Source organism: Flavobacterium terrae, from assembly GCF_900142035.1.
Lineage (GTDB): Bacteria > Bacteroidota > Bacteroidia > Flavobacteriales > Flavobacteriaceae > Flavobacterium > Flavobacterium terrae.
In genome coordinates this window covers 128,524-150,997 of sequence record NZ_FQZI01000005.1, presented here as the reverse complement: position 1 = coordinate 150,997, position 22,474 = coordinate 128,524, and the positions used below count along the sequence as shown (strand labels likewise).

The following is a 22,474-nucleotide window of genomic DNA, read 5'->3' as shown; positions in this document are numbered from 1 at the left end:
AGTGATTTTAAGTGTAAAATTGTTTAGGAATTTATTATTTTTGTTGCACTTTATTAAAGTCAAAAGATACATTATGAATTTACACGAATATCAAGGAAAACAGATATTAGCAAGCTACGGAGTGCGTGTTCAACGTGGTTATGTGGCGAATAACGCTGAGGAAGCGGTTGCAAAAGCAAAACAACTTACGGCAGAAACTGGAACAGGTTGGCACGTAATTAAAGCTCAAATTCACGCTGGTGGTCGTGGAAAAGGAGGAGGAGTGAAGTTGGCTAAAAATTTAGAGCAAGTTCAGGAAATCGCTGGTCAAATCATTGGAATGGATTTGATTACGCCTCAAACATCTCCAACTGGTAAAAGAGTTCATAAAGTATTAGTAGCTGAGGATGTATATTATCCAGGTGAAAGTGAAACTAAAGAGTTTTACATGTCGGTTTTATTAAATCGTGGTAAAGGTCGTAACATGATCATGTATTCTACTGAAGGTGGTATGGATATTGAAGAAGTGGCAGAGCACACTCCAGAGAAAATCTTTACTGAAGAAATTGATCCTGCTGTAGGTTTACAAGGTTTCCAAGCTAGAAGAATTGCTTTCAACTTAGGTTTATCTGGTGAAGCATTCAAAGAAATGGTAAAATTTGTTGATGCTTTATACAAAGCTTATATTGGTTCAGACTCTTCAATGTTTGAAATCAACCCAGTATTAAAAACTTCTGATAACAAAATCATGGCAGTTGATGCTAAAGTATCGTTAGATGACAATGCTTTATACCGTCACGCTGATTTAGCTGAAATGAGAGATATTACAGAAGAGCGTCCAATTGAAGTTGAAGCTAAAGAAGCTGGATTAAATTATGTTGACCTAGACGGAACTGTTGGTTGTATGGTTAACGGTGCTGGTTTAGCAATGGCGACTATGGACTTAATTAAATATGCAGGTTTCGAACCTGCAAACTTCCTTGACGTAGGAGGAACTGCTGATGCTAAACGTGTAGAAACAGCTTTCCGTATTATCTTAAAAGATCCTAACGTAAAAGCTATCTTAATCAATATCTTTGGTGGTATCGTTCGTTGTGACCGTGTTGCTCAAGGTGTTGTTGATGCTTACAAAAATATGGGTGACGATATTAAAGTGCCTATCATTGTGCGTTTACAAGGAACTAATGCAGAAATCGCTAAAGAATTAATCGATAATTCTGGTATGCCAATCTTATCTGCAGTACAATTCCAAGAAGCTGCTGATCAAGTTAAAGCTGCATTAAGCTAATAAAAGACACTTTTTGTCAAAATAATAGAAAAAGCCTTAGTGAAAACTAAGGCTTTTTTGTTACCTCATTGTAAATTTTTAAGTTTCCTTTATGATGAGTTAAGATAATGCTTCTTAAATTGTAATTTATAATTGTATTTTTTGTAATAAATTTCTCTCTTATTTGTAAGGTTGTCAAAGTTTTTTGAATTTCTTAAACAGATTGATAATGTGTCATTTTATAAGATTAAAAGTAAGTTAAGATATTGATTAACACTTTTTTGCATGGATATCTGGAGTAATTTTGAAATGTAATCTTAAACAAATAAAAAAAAGAAAACATGAAAAAATTAATGCTATTATTAGGTGTTTTATTATTGAATGTTACGTTTGCGAAAGCAAATGATGTATTGCCTGTTGATGACTATCCAAAAGCTGTAAAAAACATTACTAAGTTACTTGGTTCATTAACTATTACTGAAGAATTTGAAAAAGCTGAAACTATACGATTTACTGCAATGGTAAACAACAATGATGAGCTTGTTGTTTTACAAGTGAATACAAAAAATGAAGCTTTTAAAAACTACCTTGTTCAAAAGTTAAGCTATCAAAAAATTGAAAAGGGAATTATGACTGCAGGAAAGTTGTATTCTTTTGTGGTTACTTTTAAACCAGAATAGTTCTCTGACTTAGATAAAAATTAAAGGGCTTTTTGAGCCCTTTTTTATATTGTGTTTTGTTCTTGAGGTTCTTTGACTTCAGCCGAAAGATAATTGTAATCTGGATTATGATTGTCCCAAATTTTCCAAACACCTTGTCTTTTTTTTATAAAATAGGTTTGTTTGTTTAGTTTGTTGTAGTTTTTGGCAATTTTGTTGTTCTCGTCCAACCATTCTATATTCCAAAATTCATTGACTTGCGCGACTACTAAGTCATTATCTAGATGTTTGGTTTTGAAATCAAAAACTTCAAAATTTGATCTATTGTCCTCACTGTTTACTTTGTAATTTAGTTTAGCATGCCTTTCTAAATAATCTGAAATTCTTTTTTTGAAAGGTGCATCTTCAAAAACATATTCTGTTATAGGTGTCAAATCTACAATTGGAAGTTTTTGCATGCAAAGAAACTCAGAATGACAATAATTGTAGATTATGTCTTGAAAAAAAAGATCATTTATTTCTTCTTCAATAACATTTTTTTTGTTTGTCACCTCATTGATGATTTCCGATTTTGATTGATTTTTTAAGTAATTATTTAATGAAGAATATCCTAAAAAAATGGCTAGTTTATCTAATGTTTTTAGAAAACGTAAGTCTGGATTTTCTTTTGCAGAATAGTCGTCATTAAAAATTCGTTGAAGCGTAATACTAGATATAGTTGTACCTAGCTCATTTCTTTTCTTTCCTTGAAGATGTTCTGAATTTGAAAGAGTTTCAGCTATGATTTCAGAAAGTGTTATAAACTGTGCTCTCTTCCATTTTGTACAAACACCTATAGAACTATTTTTTACAATTTCGCAATTGCAAATACTCATCTTAAGCAAATCAATTATCGCTTTCATAGTAGATTTGGTTTTTGGTTGTTATAACTTAAGCTTAATTTATTATTGTGATTAAGTTAAGGTTTTTTTATGAGTATTTTTCTGTCAAATGTTTAGTTAAAGAGTTAATATTTTTGCAATATTAATTAATTAACTACGTAAACCAAAGTATTTTATGAAAAAAACAATCAAATCAGCAATTAAAAAGTTAGGATTTTTTCTTTTCGCTATTTTAGTATTTGTTTCTTGTGATAAAGATGTAAGTGATAACTCACAAGATGGAAAATTGATGGATGGTAAAGTCAATCTTCTCGATCCAGGAAGGTATGGTTGCGCCGAATTTTCTCCTGAGTATTTAAAATCTATCGATTTTACAACTCCAAACGAATATAGAGCACAATTATCTGTATTGCGTCCAGATTTAACAGCTTCACAAAAAAGTATTGCAAATACAACGGTATTACCTACAAGTTATAATTTACCTGCTCAACCAATTGGGGATCAAGGATCAGAAGGGTCATGTGTTGGTTGGGGTGTAGGGTATGCTGCTCACGGAATTACACGTTATATTAATAATACTGTTCATCAAAGTAATTGGGGTGGAGCTTCAAGAAGTGCTGCTTATGTTTACAATCAGATTAAAATTTCAAACTGTGGCTCAGGCTCATATCCTAATGACGCAATGAATTTAATTAAAAATCAAGGGCAATGTAGTAATTCACAAATGCCTTATGTAGCAGGAGGCTGTTATACGCAACCAACAACACAACAAAGAACATGGGCAGCAGGAAGAAAGTCGAATGGATGGTTTTATGTAAATACTACGTCTGTAGATGATATTAAATATTATTTAAGTCAAAATTATCCAGTAGCTGCTTGTTTTGATGTAAATCAGAGCTTTTATGACGCAAGAAACTATAATTATGTTTGGTCTTCGCTTTATGGATCAAGACAAGGAGGACACTGTGTTTGTATCGTTGGGTACAATGATGCTACAAGACAGTTTAAAGTTCAAAACTCTTGGGGATCTGGCTGGGGAAGAAGTGGCTACTTTTATGTGACTTATGATAATATTGCTAGAGGTGCATTCAATTGGTTAGGATGTATTTTGCCAAATACAGCTGCAAATTCACCTCAATAAATAAAGTGGTTATTTTTTTTACAAAAAAGGGTGTCAATTGACACCCTTTTGATTTTATTTAAACTTAGAAATTAGTTTTTATTAGTCTTATTTTTACCATTTTTGAATTTTACGTTCTGAACAACTGGCTCTTTTTTTTGAGTTGAAGATGATTTAGAATTAAAATTCTTTTTAAAGCTTCCTGTTTTAGGCTTGTCTGATTTTGGTTTGTCTGTTTTAGGATTGCTTTTTGAAAATGATTTAGCTTCTGCCTGATTTTTCTTTAATACTTCAGTAGGGTTTTTAGGATTATCTTTCGTGCCTCTTAAATGAATAACTAAACCATTCAAAAAATTACGAAGCACTTGGTCACCACATTCCATATACTTTGGATGATCATCATTACGGAAAAAATTTCCTACTTCACCTTTCGACATTCTGAAATCTACTAATTGCATGATTTCTACAATTTGATCATCACGTAATTGAAGCGCTACTCTTAGTTTTTTGAATATTTCGTTGTTATTCATATGCTATTATTTTAAAAGCCAAAGGTACGCTTTTGGAAATGCTTCTCGCCATAATTTTTCATTATGTTGGCCTCCTTCAATTACTTGAATTTCAATTTGACTAAAAGAATTAACCTTTCTTTTTAATAAATCAGTCATTTTATTTAGGTCATTAACCATGGCTTCATCTTCATTATCACCACATAAAAAATACATTTTAGTATTTATTTTAGGGCTATTTTCGGTTAGAGTATAGATTTCGTTACTTAACCAAAAAGAAGGGGAGAAAATTATTGCTTTTCCAAAAACATCAGGATATTTTAATAGTGCATAATATGAAACTAAGCCACCCAATGAACTTCCAGCAATAGTTGTTACTTCTACTTTTTTATTTGTTCTATAGGTTTTGTCAATTTGAGGTTTTAGAGTTTTGACAAGAAAATCTAGATAATTATCAGCATTTCCACCCCCGTATTTTTCATTTTTAAATGGCGTTAACTCTTCGATTCTTTTTTCGTTTCCATGTTCTATTCCCACTACAATTACTTCAGCATTTAGACTATCAAGAGTCTCATCGATATTCCATTCACCAGCAAAGGAAGTAGACTTGTCAAACAAATTTTGAGCATCGTGCATGTAAATAACAGGATATTTTTTTTTCGATTCAGAGTAGTTTTTAGGTAAATAGACCCATATTTTTTTTGAGGTATTGAGTTGCGGTGCTTCAATGGAGAAAGTAGAAACTTGTTTGCTGGCAGTACTTTCCTGAGAAATAGTATTAAGGAATGGGAAGAGAAAAGTTACAAAAAAGATTATTTGCTTCAACATATTTCAGATTTACATTAAAAAGTATAGTTTTGCTAAAAATAAGTATTTTATGGATTCATACGAAGAGAAAATTAGTTTACTGTCTGAAATGATTGCTTTTGCTGTGATCGATGGAGAATTACATGATCGTGAGTATGATTTTTTAAAGATGGTTTCAGAAGAATTGCAAATTGATAAAGAAACATTTTTGAGTTTGTTTGATAAAAGAAGTGAACTTAAAGTGATAAAGGATGAATTTCATAGGATATTACATTTTTATCGATTGGCTTTGTTAATGCATTGCGATGGTTTTTTGCATGAAAGAGAAAAAATTGCAATTAATCAAATTGGTATCAACATGGGGCTAAACCCTAATGCCATGAAAAGAGTGTTGCATTTGATGGAGAAATCTCCTGATCAAATGGTAGATGCACAAATACTATTGGGTGCTTTTCACGAACAGTTAAATTAAATTTTTTCCTGTAAAATTTTAATTTCATCACGAAGCTTTGCAGCTTGCATAAAATCTAGGTCTTTAGCAGCTTTCTCCATAGCTTTACGTTTTTCGCGAATTTTCTTTTCTATTTCGGGTTTAGATAGGTATTCACTTTCGGGTTCAGCAGCTTTTAAAACCTGATTTTCATAATATTTTGTAGAAACAGAATTTCCGCTTAAAGCATTTCCTAAACTTTTATTTAGAGCTTTGGGTGATAATCCGTGTTTTGTATTAAAATTGATTTGTTTCTCTCGACGATAATTGGTTTCATCTATAGTTTTTTGCATCGATGCTGTAATTTTATCAGCATACATAATAGCCTTACCATTAACGTTACGAGCCGCACGTCCAACAGTTTGAGTTAACGAACGATGACTGCGTAAAAAACCTTCTTTATCAGCATCTAAAATAGCAACTAAAGAAACTTCGGGCAAATCAAGACCTTCTCGAAGTAAATTAACGCCAATCAAAACATCAAATAAACCTTTGCGTAAATCTTGCATAATTTCTACGCGTTCCAATGTATCTACATCAGAATGAATATAACGACAACGTATAGATACTTTTGTTAGGTATTTAGTTAATTCTTCAGCCATTCTTTTGGTCAAAGTAGTAACTAAAACACGTTCGTCCACTTCACAACGTTGTTGAATTTCTTCAATTAAATCATCAATTTGATTAACGCTTGGTCGTACTTCAATAATTGGATCTAATAAACCAGTAGGACGTATCACTTGTTCTACATAAATACCTTCAGATTTTTGTAATTCATAATCGGCAGGCGTAGCAGAAACATACACTACTTGATTTTGTAAGGCTTCAAATTCTTCAAACTTTAATGGACGGTTGTCCATTGCAGCAGGAAGTCTAAAACCATATTCAACTAAATTTTCTTTACGACTTCTATCACCACCATACATAGCATGAACTTGCGAGATAGTAACGTGACTCTCATCAACAACCATTAAATAATCATCAGGAAAATAATCTAGCAAGCAGAATGGGCGAGTACCAGCATCACGTCCGTCCAGATATCTTGAATAGTTTTCAATACCTGAACAATAGCCTAATTCACGAATCATTTCTAAGTCAAAGTTGGTGCGTTCTTCTAACCGTTTTGCCTCGAGATGTTTACCAATTTCTTTAAAATAATCTACTTGTTTGACCAAATCCTGTTGAATTGCCCAAATAGCATTTTGAAGTACGTCTGGAGAAGTCACAAACATATTGGCAGGATATATATTTAATTTTTCATACTTCTCAATTACTTTAGAAGTCTTTGCGTCAAAAGCTTCAATTTCCTCTATATCATCACCAAAAAAGTGAATACGGAAAGGTTCATCAGCATAACTTGGGAAAACTTCTACTGTGTCACCTTTTATTCTAAATGTTCCCGGTGTAAAATCGGCTTCGGTACGAGCATATAAACTTTGTACTAATCGATGTAGAAACTTGGTTCTAGAAATTGTTAGGTCCCTTTCAATAGAAACTACGTTTTTTTGAAATTCTACAGGATTTCCAATACCATATAAACAAGACACAGAAGAAATTACAATAATATCTCTGCGTCCAGATAAAAGGGCAGAAGTGGTGCTTAAACGAAGTTTTTCCAGTTCATCATTAATTGATAAATCCTTTTCAATATAAGTTCCTGTAACTGGTATGAAAGCTTCTGGTTGGTAATAATCATAGTAAGAAACAAAATACTGTACCGAGTTGTTTGGAAAAAACTGTTTGAATTCTGAATATAATTGTGCCGCAAGTGTTTTATTATGGGCTAAGACTAAAGTTGGTTTTTGAACCTCTTGAACCACATTGGCAACAGTAAATGTTTTACCAGATCCTGTAACACCAAGTAGAGTTTGGTATTTTTCACCATTAAGAATTCCTTTAGCTAATTTTTCAATTGCTTGAGGTTGGTCTCCCATGGGAGCAAATTCAGATACAACTTGGAATTTCATTTTAATAAACGGAGTGTCTTGTGTTATTTTACCTTTCCATTTTTTGGCAGGAGCGTAAAGTTACAAAGTAAAATCTGAAAATTGAATTATCCTTTTTTATTATTCGATAAAATTAACGATTGCATCATTTACTTTTTCTGCTTGGTCAATACTTAAAAAATGACCAGCATTTTTTACGATTTCTGCTTTGCAATTAGATAAGTTTTCCTCTGCATTTTTTAAACTATTTTCAGAATTAATAACATCATTATCTCCAATAAGCAATAAAACTGGAATGGCTATTTTTTTTAAATCTTCGTTTGAAAATGGTTGTAATTGCAAAAAACTGGAATTGGATTTTGTGTGTTTATAAGATAAATAAAGCTGTTCTTTATATGTTGCATTTATTTTTTTAGGATAAAATGAAAAAGCATTTAGTGTTTTGTTTAGTTTTTTTCTAGATGGGAAAAATTTTAGAAACAAAGCAGATGAAGATTTGCCAACTTGATCAATTCCTTTAAATGTTTGTGCTGGACTTAATAATACTATTTTTTCTATTTTTTCATCTTTTTGAATCGCAAGTAAAGTGGCTATCCACCCACCTTTTGATGCTCCAATTAAAGTAATTCTTTCTAGCTTGTAATGATCAAAGATTTCATTGTACCATTTTATGATTTCATCTTTAGAGAGAGATTTTTCAAAAGGTTTTGATTTTCCTGCTTCATTTATAAAATCTATAGCATAGACACGATGTTTTTTTGAGAGTGCTTCAATGTTGGGAAACCACATGGTTGATGTGGCATCCATTCCATGAAGTAGTACTAAAGGAGTGCCTTTGTTTGGTCCAGTAATAATGATGTGCGCTTTACCAAAACTTGTTGAAATGTCTTCTTCCTGATAAGGTACATTCCAAAGTTTTAAGGATTTATTATAGCTTTTTATATATGCCTTTTTATGGTTCTTACTTTTGAAAACATATTCTTTTTCACGAATAGTTGCGCAGTTTATAAATAAAAAACATAAACTTATTTTTAATAGTAATTTTATCATAAAACAATTGTTTTTATAGTGTTTTAAAATTACTTAGGGGTCTAAAATATATTGTAATACTATTTTAGAAAAATGTATTATAATTTCAATCTTGAAAATTAATTGCCTTTTAAAAATTGTATTTATAGTATTCTAAAATTTGTATGAAATTTTGAGGTATTAATTATTTGTTATTTTCTTCGAAAAATACTTTTATGTCTTTGTTTTTTAGCCTTGAAGACAACCAAGCTTTAATTTTTTCTTTTTCTTTTATATCAATGATTTTATTACTGCTTAGTGATATTAAGTTTATTGATGTTATACTGTCATTTAATGTGTAATTCTTTGTTTTTGAAAATGAACATTCTTCAAATTCTGGATATAAAGTATTTATCTCTTTAAGTAATTGTTTGCCAATATTGTTTATACTGTCATTTTTTCTAATTTCCTTTTGTATATGTGCTTGTAGTTTGTTAACCTCAGTTTGTAGATTTTCTGATTTAGACAAAATGTTTTCTTTTCCGAAAGTAAGTGCTTTTTGAAATATAATGTTTTCTTTAGATATGCCAAAATCTTTGGCTTTAGCATAAATTTTATTTTTATAATCTTGATTTAAGATATTACCTGCAAAACCTAAAGTTATTGTTTTTTTTGAGGGATCAATACTGTTTTTTAAAAGGTAATTATCTTCAAATACAGAAATAGTTTCTATGAATTTTTTAGAGTTTTCAGTGAATTTTTCATTTTGCACTAATCCATAACCAAAATAAATACTTGGTACAATTGTTACAAAAATTATTAGTGACAATATTTGATTTACACGTCTTTTCTTCTTTTCATCAATTTGTGCACGAATAGGAAATTTTAAAAATTGGCAAACTAAAGCAGAAGAAAGGGCTATGAAAACAGTGTTAATTGTAAATAAATAAAATGCTCCAAAAAAATAGTTAAGATTTCCTGTAGCTAATCCATAACCTGCGGTACATAAAGGAGGCATTAAGGCTGTTGCAATTGCTACGCCAGGTAAGATGTTCCCTTTTTGTTTGCTACTAATTGCTACTATTCCGGCTAAACCACCAAAAAAAGCAATTAAAACATCATAGATTGTTGGACTCGTTCTTGCTAATAATTCCGAATGTGCTGTTGATAAAGGGCTTATTGTAAAATATAAAGAAGAAGCAATCAAACTTGCTAATACTGCAAAGCCAAAGTTTTTAAGCGCCATTTTAAACAAAGGAAAATCATAGGTTGCAACGCTATATCCCATACCGTTTATTGGTCCCATTAAAGGAGATATTAACATGGCACCAATTATAACTGCAGTGGAGTTTGTGTTTAACCCTATTGATGCTACAAAAATGGCAAAAACTAAGATCCAAAGATTTGTTCCTTTGAAGGTAATATCTTTTTCAACTTTTTCATGAATTATATCAAAATCATCTAGTTCTTTTTCTAAGTTCAAGTATTCAAATAGATTTTTCATATTCATTCGTTAATTAAGTATTACAACAAAAAGTAAATTATAAAAAAAATAAGACTTTTAAAAGTCTTATTTTTAAAGTTTAATCAGCCCTAAATTATTTAAAACGTAAAGCTAATGTAATTATATGGGAGTCAAGACCATTGTCTCGAGTGTAAAAGCCGTATCTCAATTCTAATGAATTAATTCTTTTTATATGAAAAATTCCATTTCCTGAATCCAGAACTCTATAGCTTGCACCTATCATATGGCTATTAAACTTAGATAAATCATAATCACTAGTATACAATTCGTCTAAAACACTATGCTTTTGAAAAGGTTTGAAATAATCAGCTGCTGTTTGTGTATAAAAACGATAAGGTATCGATATTGAAGTAAAAGGAGTTATCTTATAACTTGGTTCTAAACTTATTGTGTGAGAATTAATTCCCCAGTCGTCCCAATAATATCTGTAATAACTTCTTAAAACTATATTGTCTCCAAGAAAATAGTTTGCACGAACTCCAAAAGGAATTTTAATTCTTGTGTCAGGAAGTTTTTCAGATTTTACAATTGAAGGGTCTTCCATGAAATATACACGATTGAATTTTGTTGCCAAAAGTCCTTGTTGATAACCTAAATCTAATAAAAATGATGTTTGAAAGTTTTTATTGACTACTTGTGAAAACGCCAAGCCTAAATTATACGATGTTCTAGGTTTACTATCTAAGTGTTTGGCATCATTGTCAGAGGGGTTATTCCTTAGTTCAATAGGCAAAATTACTTTCCAAGTATCGAAAAATGCCATTCCTTTGACCGAGAATTCTCTGTTTTTATCCTTTGAGAGTTTTGTAAATCCTGCATTAAAACCAAACGATGTATAATCAAATTCTGCAGAACCAGAAATTCCAGCATTTAAGCTATAGTTTTTTTCTTCGTTATCAAAAGCATAATTAAATGACGGATACACTCTCACATCTTGATAAGATGCAGAGGTTACAGTATTAGGGTCAATTTTGTCTGAAGATGCTGATGTGTAACTGTCTACACCTATTTCTGCTACAAGACTATGTTTGTTGTTGTTCTTATCGTACTTAGAAACATGAACATCAATAGTTGTCGCAATATCTGTTAATTTTTCTGTACCTAACCCCCCAGTGACTGCCGAGTTATTTCCGTCTTGTGAATAATAACTAGAAATAAAATTTACTTCTTCAATTTTTAACTTTTGCTTTTTATAAGCTGAACTATCTTGAACTGTTTCTTGTGCTTTTAAGTTTCCAAAAATAAAAGCAAGCAGAGAAGCTGTAATGACTCTTTTTTTCATAAAAAATATAAATTAATTACAGCCGCAGCCACCACCTGTTTTACCTCCATTAGCACCAGAACTCGCTTCACGATATAACTCAAAAGTATTTTCGAACTTTTCAGATTTTTTTGATGAAAGCGCCATTTCGGCATCGTTTATTTTTGATTTTTCATACTCTTTTACAGATGTGCAACTGACACCAAGTAAAAACAGAAGGCATATTATAGGTTTCATAGTGTTTAGGTTAGGTTGATATTTTTTGAAAAATATTTTTTATCGTTATCGTCAATAATTATGCAGCCAATATTTTTAAGTTGATTTATAAAATCCATCCCAACTTCAATTCCCATGACTGTTACAGGTGTAGCTAATGCATCTGCAATTTCTGCATTTTGAGCAATGATAGTAACACTTTTTATTCCTCTAACCGGGAAACCCGTTTTTGGGTCTATAGTGTGGGAATATTTTTTATTACCAATCATTACAAATTTTTCATAATTACCTGATGTAGCTACTGCCGTATTTGTGATATTAAATGTAGAAAAAATTTCGTTACGATGGTTAGGGTCTGCAACACCAATTGTCCATGGATTACCATTTTCTTGATGGCCCCATGCTGATAAGTCTCCTGAAGCATTTACAATACCGCTTTTTACTTCATTTTCTTTAAGAATTTTTTTAGCCATTTCGGCGGCGTATCCTTTTCCAATACCTCCAAAACCAATACGCATACCTGCTTTTTTCAGAAAAACAGTTTTTGTTTCGCTATCCAGAATTATGTTTTTGTAATTGATTAACTCAACCGATTTTTTAGCTAACTCTGGATCTGGAAGTGATGTCATTTTTGTGTCAAAATTCCAGAATTTTTTATCTAATCCTCCGTAGCTAATATCGAAAGCTCCTTGAGTCATTTGAGAAATCATTTGGCAACGCTGTATTAGATTAAAAACTTCGTCAGGAACTTCAATTGGTTTTATTCCTGCATTTTCATTAATCTGATACGTTATGCTTTCGTTTGAAAAAGTAGTTAATAATCTTTCAATGCGTCTTATTTCTTCTATTGCTAAATTAATTTTATTGGTACACCAATTTTCATCAGGTCCAATTACTGAAATCTCAAATCGATTTCCCATTAATTTTTCAACCTTTTTTAAAAGCATTAAGATTTAAGTTTTTCGATAAACTGCTCTAAAGTTTCACTTGGAAGTTGTTCCCATTTTTTGATAACCTCTCCTTTGTCATTTAATAATAAAATCATAGGGAATTGTCCTTTAGAATTGTATTTGTCAGCTAATTTTCCATTTTCGGCAGCTATTTCTTTTGCAAGCTGATTTTTCTTTTGACGAGGAAAATCTGCATTGTAAACTACCAGTTTTTCATCACTGAAGGTTTTAAATTGCTCAGTGTCGACATAGAATTTTTTAAATTTTACACATGGCGCACACCAGTCTGAACCCGAAAAGAATAAAAAAACATTTTTATGCTCGTTTTGAGCTTTTGTAAGGGATTGATCAAAAGTTAGTTTTTCTTGTGCGCTTACAGAAAATGTAGCAAGTAGGATTAAAATTTTAAATAGATTTTTCATATTTGGTCAAAAGATTCAATTAATAATAAATTACCAGTTTCATAACTTACAACAACCATACCATCTTCAGCCACATGATTGCTACTTCCAGTTCTAAAACCTATGGTTAAGGTATCATTTTCTAGCGGATAAAACAAATTTTTTGAATGTATACCTGTGACTTCTCCAATTGGGATTAAGGAAATAATACTGTCCTTAGTATACCATTTTTCGAATTTTTTTGGAAGTAAAAAAATTTTAGAATGGTCATCAATAATTACAATTTTTAATTGGTCTTTATAACGAATGATATTTGTTATGTTGGTTATAGTATGATCAGCTCTTTTTCCAGTTGCCCAGACAACATTTACAGCTTTATGACCTTTTTCTATAAGAAATTCGAAAGCTTTTTCTAAATCTGTTTTATTTTGATCTGGAGCATAGACAATGTCTAAAGGATATTGTTGTTCTTTAAAGTATTCTGGATCAAATCCACGATCAAAATCTCCTAAAAGTACATCTACTTTTATTCCTAAATTAAAAACTCTTTCTATGGCCGAATCAAGGACAACCACATAAGGAGACCATTCTAATAATTGACCTAATAATTCTTGAGAACATTCGGCACCATTAGCAATAATTAGAGCAGGCTCCTGATCGTCTCGAACAATATGATGTGATGACATTTAAGATGAGTATATAAAATACAAATGTATGAGAATTTATGGTCTTATTGAATCAAATAATCTCTACTGTCAGTTTCTCCCAAACTAAAATATCCTAAGGGATAATTATCTTTGTTGGTTTGATTTGTAATATTTCCCCTTAATGTTGCTGGAGGTGTTGCAAAAGGATTTCCGTTATTTGTTCCGCTTATTGCAATTAATTTGTTCATGTAATTGTAATAAGGATTTGAGACTCCTTGTAAATATAGTTTTAAATTTTGTCCAGGTTTAAGGTTGTCGTTTGCATAGAAACCAAACATTACATTTCCTTGAAAAAATTCATCACTTATAACACCATAATCAGGAGTTACATAATTAGGATTTTGAGCTCCAACCAAATAAAAATTATCTTCTGAGCCATTGTCTTGGAAGAAGAATTTGATTTGAACTATTTCTTCTCCTCCGCCAATTGGAGGAAGATTAGTTTGTTCTACGTATTGAATTGCAGGAGTAGCATATAGTTTATCGGTTGCTGTATAGGTTTGTCCTTCGTAAGTTATGTGTAGAGTGTATAATTCATTAATTACAGGTACAAAATTAGTACAATTATAAATCCCAGTATTTGCATCTTCAATAAAGTTAAAAACTACATTGCTACTATTGGTAACTGTTACTATAGCACCAGAAGCTGGCGGTACTTCATTATTGTAAAAATCACTGGTTTTAGTAAGTTTAATAGTTTGATTTTCTCCATTAGTTCCTTTAGGCCATTTTAGAACAGCATCAATTACTAATTTTGGGTCTTCGTTATTTAAATCAACATTTATTGTGTCTTCACAACTCAATTGCGAAAATGTAAGTAATAATAGTAGTATATATTGAATGTATCTTTTCATGATTTAATATTTAAAATTGTAGGATACTGATGGGATTATGCCAAAAATTGAAAGTCGGGTGGCTTCATTAACCCCTGTTTCATTGTTTTTGCCAAAACTAATTGAGGCAGCATTTTTTCTATTGTATAAATTGTAAATACTGAAAACCCATTCGCTTTTAAATTTCTTTTCTCTTTTTTGTTTGGTTGTAAGTGTTGCAGCAATATCAAGATGATGATAGGTTGGAAGCCTATTTTCATTACGTAACCCATAGCTTGGAACAGTTGCGCCTTGAAAAGTATAATATGATTTTGGAAAAGTAACAGGTTGTCCTGATTGAAGAGTAAAATTTGCTGCAAAGCTCAAACGCTTGTTCAGTTTGTAACTTGCTGTAACGGCTACATTATGTCTTTTGTCATAGGCAGAACGGTACCATTGCCCATTGTTTATACCAATTTCTTCTGGAGTTCTTCCGGGTGTTCTTTGTTCTGATTTTGATAAAGTATAGGCAATCCAACCGCTAAAATCTCCTGTGTTTTTTCTAACAAGAACTTCTAAACCATGTGATCTCATCTCGCCATTTAGGATTACTTGTTCAATGGCTTCATTTGCTATTAAATCAGCACCATCAATATAGTCTAGTCTGTTTTTAACTGTTTTATAAAAACTCTCAAGTTCGAGTGTGTAATTGTCATCATTGAAGTTTTTGAAATATCCAACAGCGACTTGATCTGCCAGCTGTGGTTTTATATAATTATCACTAGGAGTCCAAACATCAAGAGGAGTGGGAGATGCTGTGTTTGAAATCAGTTGTAAGTATTGCACCATTCGATTATAACTAACTTTAACAGATTGATTTTCATCGATCTCCATGGCTAATGAAATTCTAGGTTCAAAATTACTGTAGTTGGCTATTTTTTTGTTTTTACCAAAGTATTGCGTTGAAATTGGTTTTGCTTTGTCATAAACTTTTAAATCGGCATCATAAACTACAGGTTGGTTATTCTCATAATAGTTGATAGTAGATTCTCCTAAACGATAAAATAAACTATAACGTAAGCCATAATTTATCGAGAATATTTTTGATAGTTTTTGTTCTGCATCTAGATAAACAGCAGGTTCAAACGCATATTTTCTATCTAATTGTCTGTAATTAATTGATGAATTTTCGCTTAAAGGTTCTATTGTTCCAGGATTAAACTTGTAATAAATAGAATTAACACCGTAGCTAAGTTTCAATTTATCAGAAAGATAATGTTTAAAATCATATTTGAAATTATAACTTTCAATTCCTGATTCCCAATTAAAATCAACAAAGTCTAAAACTAAGCCATAATAGTAATTGCTATAAATAACTGATAGGTTTGAAAATAATTTATCAGAAAAAAGATGATTCCAACGTAAATTAAATGTTGAATTTCCATAAGTGTTGGTAAAGCTGTCGCTCAAAGTAAAAACATCTCTACCAAAATATCCAGAAAGGTAAATATTATTGTTTTTATTAAGCTTATAGTTCATTTTAGTATTCAAATCGTAAAAATAAGCCGAGTTTTGATTGTCAGTCAGTTTTAAGAACAAATGGGCATAAGAAGCTCTACCACCAATAAGGAAAGAGCCTTTTTCTTTAACAATTGGGCCTTCGGCCAAAATTCTAGTCGAAACAACTCCAACTCCTCCATTAACACTAAAGTTATTGCTATTTCCATCTTTTTGGTAAATGTCTAATACCGAAGATGCTCTACCACCAAATTTTGATGGAATTCCTCCTTTATATAATTTTAAATCTTTAATTGCGTCAGGGTTAAATACAGAGAATAACCCAAATAAATGTGAAGTGTTGTAAATTGTTGCTTCGTCAAGTAATACTAAGTTTTGATCAGCACCACCACCACGAACATTAAATCCTGATTGACCTTCACCAGCATTTGTAACTCCCGGTAGGAAAAGAAGTGACTTTATAACATCTACTTCACCCAATACAACAGGCATTTTTTTTATGGTTTGAATGCTGAGTTTGTTTACACTCATTTCTGGTTTCCTAATGTTCGCAATATTTTTTTGAACAATAGTAACTTCTTCTAGTTGTTTTACATTCCTGTTTTCTTCGATTAACGCAAAATTTTTATTAACGTTTTCGGTTAAACTAATTTTTTCATTGATAGTTATAAATCCAGAATAATCTACTGAGATATTATAATTTCCATAAGGAAGTGTTATAGAATAAAAGCCATATTCATTGGTTAAAACAGATGTCTTTGCTTCATTAATGTAGACAGATACCCCAATAAGTGTTTCGTTACTTTTTGAGTCGGTTATTATACCACTCAAAGTAAATTTTTCTTGTGAAAAGCCATTAAATGTTCCTAGGATAAGGATGAATAGAAGACTTATTTTTTGAAATGTGGACATTTTATTTTATTGAAGATGTTGTACAAATATCCGAATTTCTTACAAAAACATTTGTTAAAATAGGGTTAATAAAAAAGGCAGCCAAAGGCTGCCTTTTTTATTTTTTATAAAATAATTAATTCAATTTAGATAAAATAGAATTAAAAGTGCTGCTCGGTCTCATTGCAATTTCTGTAGCACTTTCAGATGGATGGTAATAACCTCCAATATTTTGAGGCTTTCCTTGTGCTCCAATTAATTCAGCGTCAATTTTTACTTCATTTGCTGTCATTTCTTCAGCTATTGGAGCAAATTTAGTTTGTAACTCAGCATCTTTAGTTTGATTCGCTAAAGCTTGCGCCCAATATAAAGCTAAGTAGAAGTGTGAGCCTCTATTGTCTATTTGGCCTACTTTACGGGCTGGAGATTTGTCATTTGCTAAAAATTTAGCGTTAGCCTCGTCTAAAGTATCAGCTAATATTTGAGCTTTAGGATTATTTTGTGTTTGTGCTAAATGCTCTAAAGAGGCTTGTAATGCTAAAAATTCACCTAATGAATCCCAACGTAAATAACCTTCTTCAACAAATTGTTCAACGTGTTTAGGAGCAGAACCTCCAGCGCCAGTTTCAAATAAACCACCACCGTTCATTAAAGGAACAATAGATAACATTTTAGCAGAAGTCCCTAATTCTAGGATTGGGAATAAATCTGTTAAATAATCACGTAATACGTTTCCAGAAACTGAGATAGTGTCTTTTCCTTCTCTAATTCTTTTTAAAGTTTCTGTCATTGCATCTTTTACATCCATAATACGAATGTCAAGACCAGTTGTGTCGTAATCTTTTAAATATTTCTCTACTTTTTTAATCATTTCTCTGTCATGAGCACGACCTTTGTCTAACCAAAAAATAGCAGGAGTATCTGATAAACGAGCTCTAGTAACTGCTAGTTTTACCCAGTCTTGAATAGGAGCGTCTTTTGTTTGACACATTCTGAAAATGTCACCTGCTTCTACTTTTTGAGATAATAAGACTGTGCCGTTTTCATCTTCAATTTTTACAGTTCCAGCAGCTGAGACTTGGAAAGTCTTATCATGTGAGCCATATTCTTCAGCTTTTTGAGCCATTAAACCTACATTCGGTACTGTTCCCATTGTTTTAGGGTCTAATGCTCCATTTGCAATCATATCGTCAACAACCGCTTGGTAGAAACCAGCATAGGTGCGATCTGGAATAATACAAACAGTATCTTCTTCTTTACCTTCAGTATTCCACATTTTACCACCATTTCTAGCTAAAGCTGCCATAGAAGCATCAACAATCACATCTGAAGAAACATGGAAGTTTGTGATACCTTTGTCAGAGTTTACCATTGCAACTCTTGGTCCGTTAGCTAAAACAGCATTAATTGCAGCTTTAACTTCAGCTTCTTGAGCGTTTCCTGATAATTTTTCGTATAAGTCTTGTAATCCATTATTTGGATTGATATCTAAAGATTTGAATAAATCTGAATATTTAGTGAAAACATCTAAAAAGAAAGTCTCAACAATTGCTCCAAAAATAATTGGATCAGAAACCTTCATCATAGTAGCTTTCAAGTGGGCAGAAAGCAATACGTTTTTTTCTTTAGCTTCAGCAATAGCTTCTTTTACAAAAGATTTTAGTGATGATAGGCTCATTACAGATGAGTCAATAACTTCACCAGCTTTTAAGTTTGAAAAATCTTTAAACACTTTTGTTGTTCCATCATTGCTAGTAAAAACAATTCTGAATTTGCTTTCTTTTTCTACTGTTGTTGAGTTTTCTGTTCCGTAGAAATCACCAGTATTCATATGAGCAACAGAAGTTTTACTGTCTGAAGCCCAAGTACCCATTTTGTGCGGGTTTTCTTTTGCGTAGTTTTTTACTGCTTTTGGAGCGCGACGATCAGAATTTCCTTCACGTAAAACCGGATTTACGGCAGAACCTAATACTCTTGAATATTTAGCTTTGATGTTTTTTTCGTCTTCGTTTTGTGGCTCTTCAGGAAAGTTAGGAACTGCAAAACCATGAGATTGTAATTCGGCAATAGCTTCTTTTAATTGAACAATTGAAGCAGAGATATTAGGTAATTTTATAATGTTAGCTTCTGGAGTTGTTGCTAAGTTCCCTAATTCGGTTAACGCATCTGGTATTTTTTGATCTTCTTTTAAAAATTCAGGGAAATTCGCTAGGATACGCCCTGCTAAAGAGATGTCTCTAAGTTCTATATCTATGTTTGCCGGAGCAGTAAAAGCTTGTACTATTGGTAAAAATGAATGTGTTGCCAGCATTGGCGCTTCATCTGTAAGTGTGTAATGAATTTTTGATTTTTGACTCATCGTTATCTTTTTTCGTATGAATAAATTGATGTTTTAAAAACAATTGCTTTTTTTTGAAGCATTGCAAATATAAGAAAATCAGTCTGAAAATGATGAAAAAGAAATTGTAAAAGACCGTTTTGCAAGATTGATTTTTTTGACAAAGTTGTAATGAGGAATTGTCAATTTTGTGGTTGAATTTTTATGAAATAAAAAAGCCTCGAGGATATCGAGGCTTTTTTTATGCATTTTAGAAAAAAGATTATCTTCTTCTTTCTTTGATTTTTGCTTTTTTACCAGTAAGATCTCTAAAGTAGAAGATACGAGCTCTACGTACTTTACCTCTTTGGTTCAATTCAATTTTTTGTAATGCTGGCATGTTGATAGGGAAGATACGCTCTACACCTACAGCTCCTGACATTTTACGGATTGTAAAAGTTTCAGTTGCACCAGTACCTCTTCTTTGGATAACTACTCCTTTGAAGAACTGAGTTCTTGTTTTTTCACCCTCTTTAATTTCGTAGTATACTGTGATAGTATCTCCAGCACCAAATACAGGGAAATCTTTTTTTGCAGTTAATTCGTTATTAACGAAATCTAATAAACTTGCCATTTCTTTGCTTATTAAAGTTAAATTCTGAGCAACATTCACGGTTTTCGCCAGAGGTTGGTCAAATGTGGATGCAAAATTAATAAATAATTATGAATTGTGAGTTATTAGTTTTGAGTTTTTTTAATATTTTTTTCAAAAGCTAAATTAAAGGATATCATTGAGTTATATGAGAATAAACTTATGATTCAATTTTTATTTATTCTTCTAGAAGGTCAGGTCGTCTATTTTTTGTGTGTTCATAAGCTTTTTCTTCACGCCATTTTTCAATATTGGCAAAATGACCACTTAGTAATACATCAGGAACTTTCATTCCTTTATATTCAGCTGGACGAGTGTAGATAGGAGGGGAAAGTAAATTGTCTTGAAAGCTATCAGTTAGGGCAGATGTTTCATCACTTAGAACTCCTGGTATTAGACGAATTAAGGCATCGCAAAATACTATAGCGCCAATTTCTCCTCCTGACAAAACATAATCTCCTATCGAAATTTCTTTAGTAATATGTAAATCTCTAACACGTTGATCCACTCCTTTATAATGTCCACACAAAATGATAATGTTTTCATACAAAGACATTTTATTAGCCATAGGTTGATTTAATGTTTCTCCATCAGGTGTCATGTATATGATTTCATCGTAATCTCTTTCAGATTTCAACTTCGTTATACATTCATCTATTGGCTGAATCATCATAACCATTCCTGCACCACCTCCAAACTGATAATCATCAATACTACGTCGTTTATCGTATGCATAGTCTCTTAGGTTGTGAAAATGAACTTCAACTAGTCCTTTTTCAATTGCTCTTTTCATGATTGAGCCTTCAAAAGGACTACGCATTAATTCTGGTAAAACGGTAATAATATCGATGCGCATGATTCAAAATTTGAGCAAAAATAGTTTAAAAGTTTAATTGGATAAAATTGTTTAGATAATATAAAAAACTAATTTTGGACAAATTACAGTTAAAACCGTTGCACTTACCTATGGATATCAAAGAAAATGTAAAGTTTGGAGAAGGAGTTATTAGTGGATATACTTCTATTTTTTTTGGTGTTCTCTCTTTTTTAGGAGTTTTTTGTTTTAAATACCCAGAATGGCTTACAACGCCTGAATTTAGAAATGTTTATACTGGTGAATCGATGAAGATACTATTAACAGCAGTAATTATAGCTTCTCTTTTTTTTGGTGTAATAAGTCTTATTAGAAGTAACCAAAAGAAATGGGCTTTATACGGAATGGTATTTTGTGTTTTAGCAATTGTTTTAGGAGGTTTTGATGTTAATCCTAGAAGTGTTAATATGACTAAAGTTCATTTAGGCTTGGATTGGCTAATTTTAGATTTGTTTTTAATGGCAATCATATTTGTTCCAATAGAGATTGTTTTTCCGAAACGTAAAAATCAACCTACTTTTCACGAAGAGTGGAGAACAGATTTAATGTATTTTATTGTTAGTCATTTATTAGTGCAATTCTTTGGTGTAATTACCCAGCAACCAGCAAAATTATTTTTCGGATGGATGGGATTAGATGGAATTCAAAATTTTGTTCAGAATCAACCTATTTTAATACAATTGTTTTTTGCCTTTTTTATTTCCGATTTATTTCAATATTGGACACATCGTATTTTTCATAGACATACTTTTTTATGGCGATTCCATTCCATACATCATTCAACAGAAAATATGGATTGGCTAGCAGGATCAAGAACACATTTTGTTGATATTTTCGTGACTAGGTCTATGGCTTTTGTTCCACTTTATATTTTAGGCTTTTCAACAATTACCTTTAATATTTATGTGATTTTTATGGCTATTCATGCAGTTCTTATTCATTCAAATACGCGAATCAATTTTGGTGTTTTAAAGTATATTTTTGCTACACCTCAATATCATCATTGGCATCACTGTAAGGATTCTGAATATTATGGAAAAAATTTTGCTACTATCTTTCCGTTTATCGATAAATTATTTGGAACTTACTATTTACCAAATAATGTTTGGCCAGAAGACACAGGTTTACTCGAAATAGATTTTCCTAAAGGGTATGTAAAACAAGCGGTTTATCCCTTTACAAAAAGTCCTTTCGATAAAGATTTAAATATGGAAGATTATGATAAGTCTAAGAGATAGAATTATACTCCAAACTGTTTTAAATGATGATCAAGGTGTTTCCACATTAAGGTGTCCCACTCCTGAGTAGTCATTTTTCCCCAAAATGGATGTTTTTCTAATTTTATAACTTTTGTGCCGTCTTGAAATTTTCTTGTTTTTTCAATTAACTCTTGCTTTGATTTTTCAAAATCATAACTTCCAGTAAAAATAAATTCTTTAGCAGTTGGACTACCTTTTTTGAATTCATTGTTTAAAACAGATTTTTTGAATAAACGTCCAAGCCAACCCAAATAAAAAGGCATTTTTAGTACTAAATCTCCAAAAACTACATCTATAGGAGCAATGGTGTGTTTTAGCATTTGGTCGACAGACATTTTACCCCATTGAGCAGCTGTGGTTGGAGTTAATTTTTCAATTCGATTAATTAATTCTTGGTTATCATTTAGATTAAAGATACTCGGCAT

Annotated in this window: 22 protein-coding genes; 5 read left to right on the top strand and 17 right to left on the bottom strand. The window is 31.6% G+C overall.

Annotated features, from left to right (window positions below):
- Positions 1–73 precede the first annotated feature (73 nt).
- Entirely contained in the window at positions 74–1,267 is a 1,194-nt protein-coding gene (gene sucC, locus BUC09_RS12610) for an ADP-forming succinate--CoA ligase subunit beta (RefSeq protein ID WP_073311959.1), read from the top strand.
- Between the two features lie 320 nt (positions 1,268–1,587).
- Positions 1,588–1,926: a hypothetical protein gene (locus BUC09_RS12605; protein WP_073311958.1), complete on the top strand. Its 339-nt coding sequence runs from the start codon at positions 1,588–1,590 to the stop codon at positions 1,924–1,926.
- A gap of 44 nt (positions 1,927–1,970) precedes the next feature.
- On the opposite strand, the gene BUC09_RS12600 is transcribed toward BUC09_RS12605, so the two are convergent.
- Positions 1,971–2,807 (bottom strand): hypothetical protein, encoded by an 837-nt coding sequence (locus tag BUC09_RS12600; RefSeq protein WP_143161928.1) that lies wholly within the window; start codon positions 2,805–2,807, stop codon positions 1,971–1,973.
- A 154-nt stretch (positions 2,808–2,961) separates the two neighbouring features.
- On the opposite strand from BUC09_RS12600, the gene BUC09_RS12595 reads away from it, so the two are divergent.
- Positions 2,962–3,927, top strand: coding sequence for a C1 family peptidase (locus BUC09_RS12595; RefSeq protein WP_073311956.1), 966 nt, complete (start codon positions 2,962–2,964; stop codon positions 3,925–3,927).
- 71 nt (positions 3,928–3,998) lie between these two features.
- Here the strand turns inward: BUC09_RS12595 and BUC09_RS12590 are convergent, their stop codons facing one another.
- Positions 3,999–4,436 (bottom strand): DUF1456 family protein, encoded by a 438-nt coding sequence (locus BUC09_RS12590; RefSeq protein WP_073311955.1) that lies wholly within the window; start codon positions 4,434–4,436, stop codon positions 3,999–4,001.
- A gap of 6 nt (positions 4,437–4,442) precedes the next feature.
- Positions 4,443–5,243 carry an alpha/beta hydrolase gene (locus BUC09_RS12585; protein WP_073311954.1) on the bottom strand — a complete coding sequence of 267 codons (801 nt, stop codon included), beginning with the start codon at positions 5,241–5,243 and terminating at the stop codon, positions 4,443–4,445.
- Between the two features lie 49 nt (positions 5,244–5,292).
- Here BUC09_RS12585 and BUC09_RS12580 point away from each other — a divergent pair, with 49 nt between their 5' ends.
- Complete coding sequence (locus tag BUC09_RS12580) at positions 5,293–5,694, top strand: tellurite resistance TerB family protein (RefSeq protein WP_073311953.1); 402 nt, start codon at positions 5,293–5,295, stop codon at positions 5,692–5,694.
- Here BUC09_RS12580 and uvrB read toward each other — a convergent pair.
- The 13 genes from uvrB to trmD form a co-directional block, all read right to left on the bottom strand.
- Positions 5,691–7,679, bottom strand: coding sequence for an excinuclease ABC subunit UvrB (uvrB, locus tag BUC09_RS12575; protein ID WP_073311952.1), 1,989 nt, complete (start codon positions 7,677–7,679; stop codon positions 5,691–5,693). The two genes, BUC09_RS12580 and uvrB, sit on opposite strands and share 4 nt — an antisense overlap.
- A gap of 99 nt (positions 7,680–7,778) precedes the next feature.
- Positions 7,779–8,708 (bottom strand): alpha/beta fold hydrolase, encoded by a 930-nt coding sequence (locus BUC09_RS12570; RefSeq protein WP_073311951.1) that lies wholly within the window; start codon positions 8,706–8,708, stop codon positions 7,779–7,781.
- Between the two features lie 163 nt (positions 8,709–8,871).
- Positions 8,872–10,170: a DUF389 domain-containing protein gene (locus BUC09_RS12565; RefSeq protein WP_200778494.1), complete on the bottom strand. Its 1,299-nt coding sequence runs from the start codon at positions 10,168–10,170 to the stop codon at positions 8,872–8,874.
- Between the two features lie 94 nt (positions 10,171–10,264).
- On the bottom strand, positions 10,265–11,473 hold the full coding sequence (locus BUC09_RS12560; RefSeq protein WP_073311949.1) for a DUF3570 domain-containing protein: 1,209 nt from the start codon (positions 11,471–11,473) through the stop codon (positions 10,265–10,267).
- 12 nt (positions 11,474–11,485) lie between these two features.
- Positions 11,486–11,689, bottom strand: coding sequence for a DUF4266 domain-containing protein (locus tag BUC09_RS12555; protein WP_073311948.1), 204 nt, complete (start codon positions 11,687–11,689; stop codon positions 11,486–11,488).
- A 5-nt stretch (positions 11,690–11,694) separates the two neighbouring features.
- On the bottom strand, positions 11,695–12,615 hold the full coding sequence (locus BUC09_RS12550) for an FAD:protein FMN transferase (RefSeq protein ID WP_317041205.1): 921 nt from the start codon (positions 12,613–12,615) through the stop codon (positions 11,695–11,697).
- Entirely contained in the window at positions 12,615–13,040 is a 426-nt protein-coding gene (locus BUC09_RS12545) for a thioredoxin family protein (RefSeq protein WP_073311946.1), read from the bottom strand. Before BUC09_RS12545 ends, BUC09_RS12550 begins: the two co-directional genes overlap by 1 nt.
- Positions 13,037–13,705, bottom strand: a complete 669-nt coding sequence (locus BUC09_RS12540; protein ID WP_073311945.1) for a thiamine diphosphokinase — start codon at positions 13,703–13,705, stop codon at positions 13,037–13,039. Before BUC09_RS12540 ends, BUC09_RS12545 begins: the two co-directional genes overlap by 4 nt.
- 44 nt (positions 13,706–13,749) lie before the next feature.
- Positions 13,750–14,580: a DUF4249 domain-containing protein gene (locus BUC09_RS12535; protein WP_073311944.1), complete on the bottom strand. Its 831-nt coding sequence runs from the start codon at positions 14,578–14,580 to the stop codon at positions 13,750–13,752.
- Positions 14,581–14,583: 3 nt separating this feature from the next.
- Positions 14,584–16,968, bottom strand: coding sequence for a TonB-dependent receptor (locus tag BUC09_RS12530; protein WP_073311943.1), 2,385 nt, complete (start codon positions 16,966–16,968; stop codon positions 14,584–14,586).
- A gap of 115 nt (positions 16,969–17,083) precedes the next feature.
- Positions 17,084–19,306, bottom strand: a complete 2,223-nt coding sequence (locus BUC09_RS12525) for an NADP-dependent isocitrate dehydrogenase (RefSeq protein WP_073311942.1) — start codon at positions 19,304–19,306, stop codon at positions 17,084–17,086.
- A 241-nt stretch (positions 19,307–19,547) separates the two neighbouring features.
- Positions 19,548–19,898 carry a 50S ribosomal protein L19 gene (rplS, locus tag BUC09_RS12520; protein WP_073312054.1) on the bottom strand — a complete coding sequence of 117 codons (351 nt, stop codon included), beginning with the start codon at positions 19,896–19,898 and terminating at the stop codon, positions 19,548–19,550.
- Positions 19,899–20,094: 196 nt separating this feature from the next.
- A complete protein-coding gene (gene trmD / locus BUC09_RS12515) occupies positions 20,095–20,772 on the bottom strand; it encodes a tRNA (guanosine(37)-N1)-methyltransferase TrmD (RefSeq protein ID WP_073311941.1) in 678 nt (225 codons plus the stop codon).
- A gap of 110 nt (positions 20,773–20,882) precedes the next feature.
- On the opposite strand from trmD, the gene BUC09_RS12510 reads away from it, so the two are divergent.
- Positions 20,883–22,028: a sterol desaturase family protein gene (locus BUC09_RS12510; protein WP_073311940.1), complete on the top strand. Its 1,146-nt coding sequence runs from the start codon at positions 20,883–20,885 to the stop codon at positions 22,026–22,028.
- A gap of 2 nt (positions 22,029–22,030) precedes the next feature.
- Here the strand turns inward: BUC09_RS12510 and BUC09_RS12505 are convergent, their stop codons facing one another.
- Positions 22,031–22,474: a DUF1569 domain-containing protein gene (locus BUC09_RS12505; RefSeq protein ID WP_073311939.1), complete on the bottom strand. Its 444-nt coding sequence runs from the start codon at positions 22,472–22,474 to the stop codon at positions 22,031–22,033.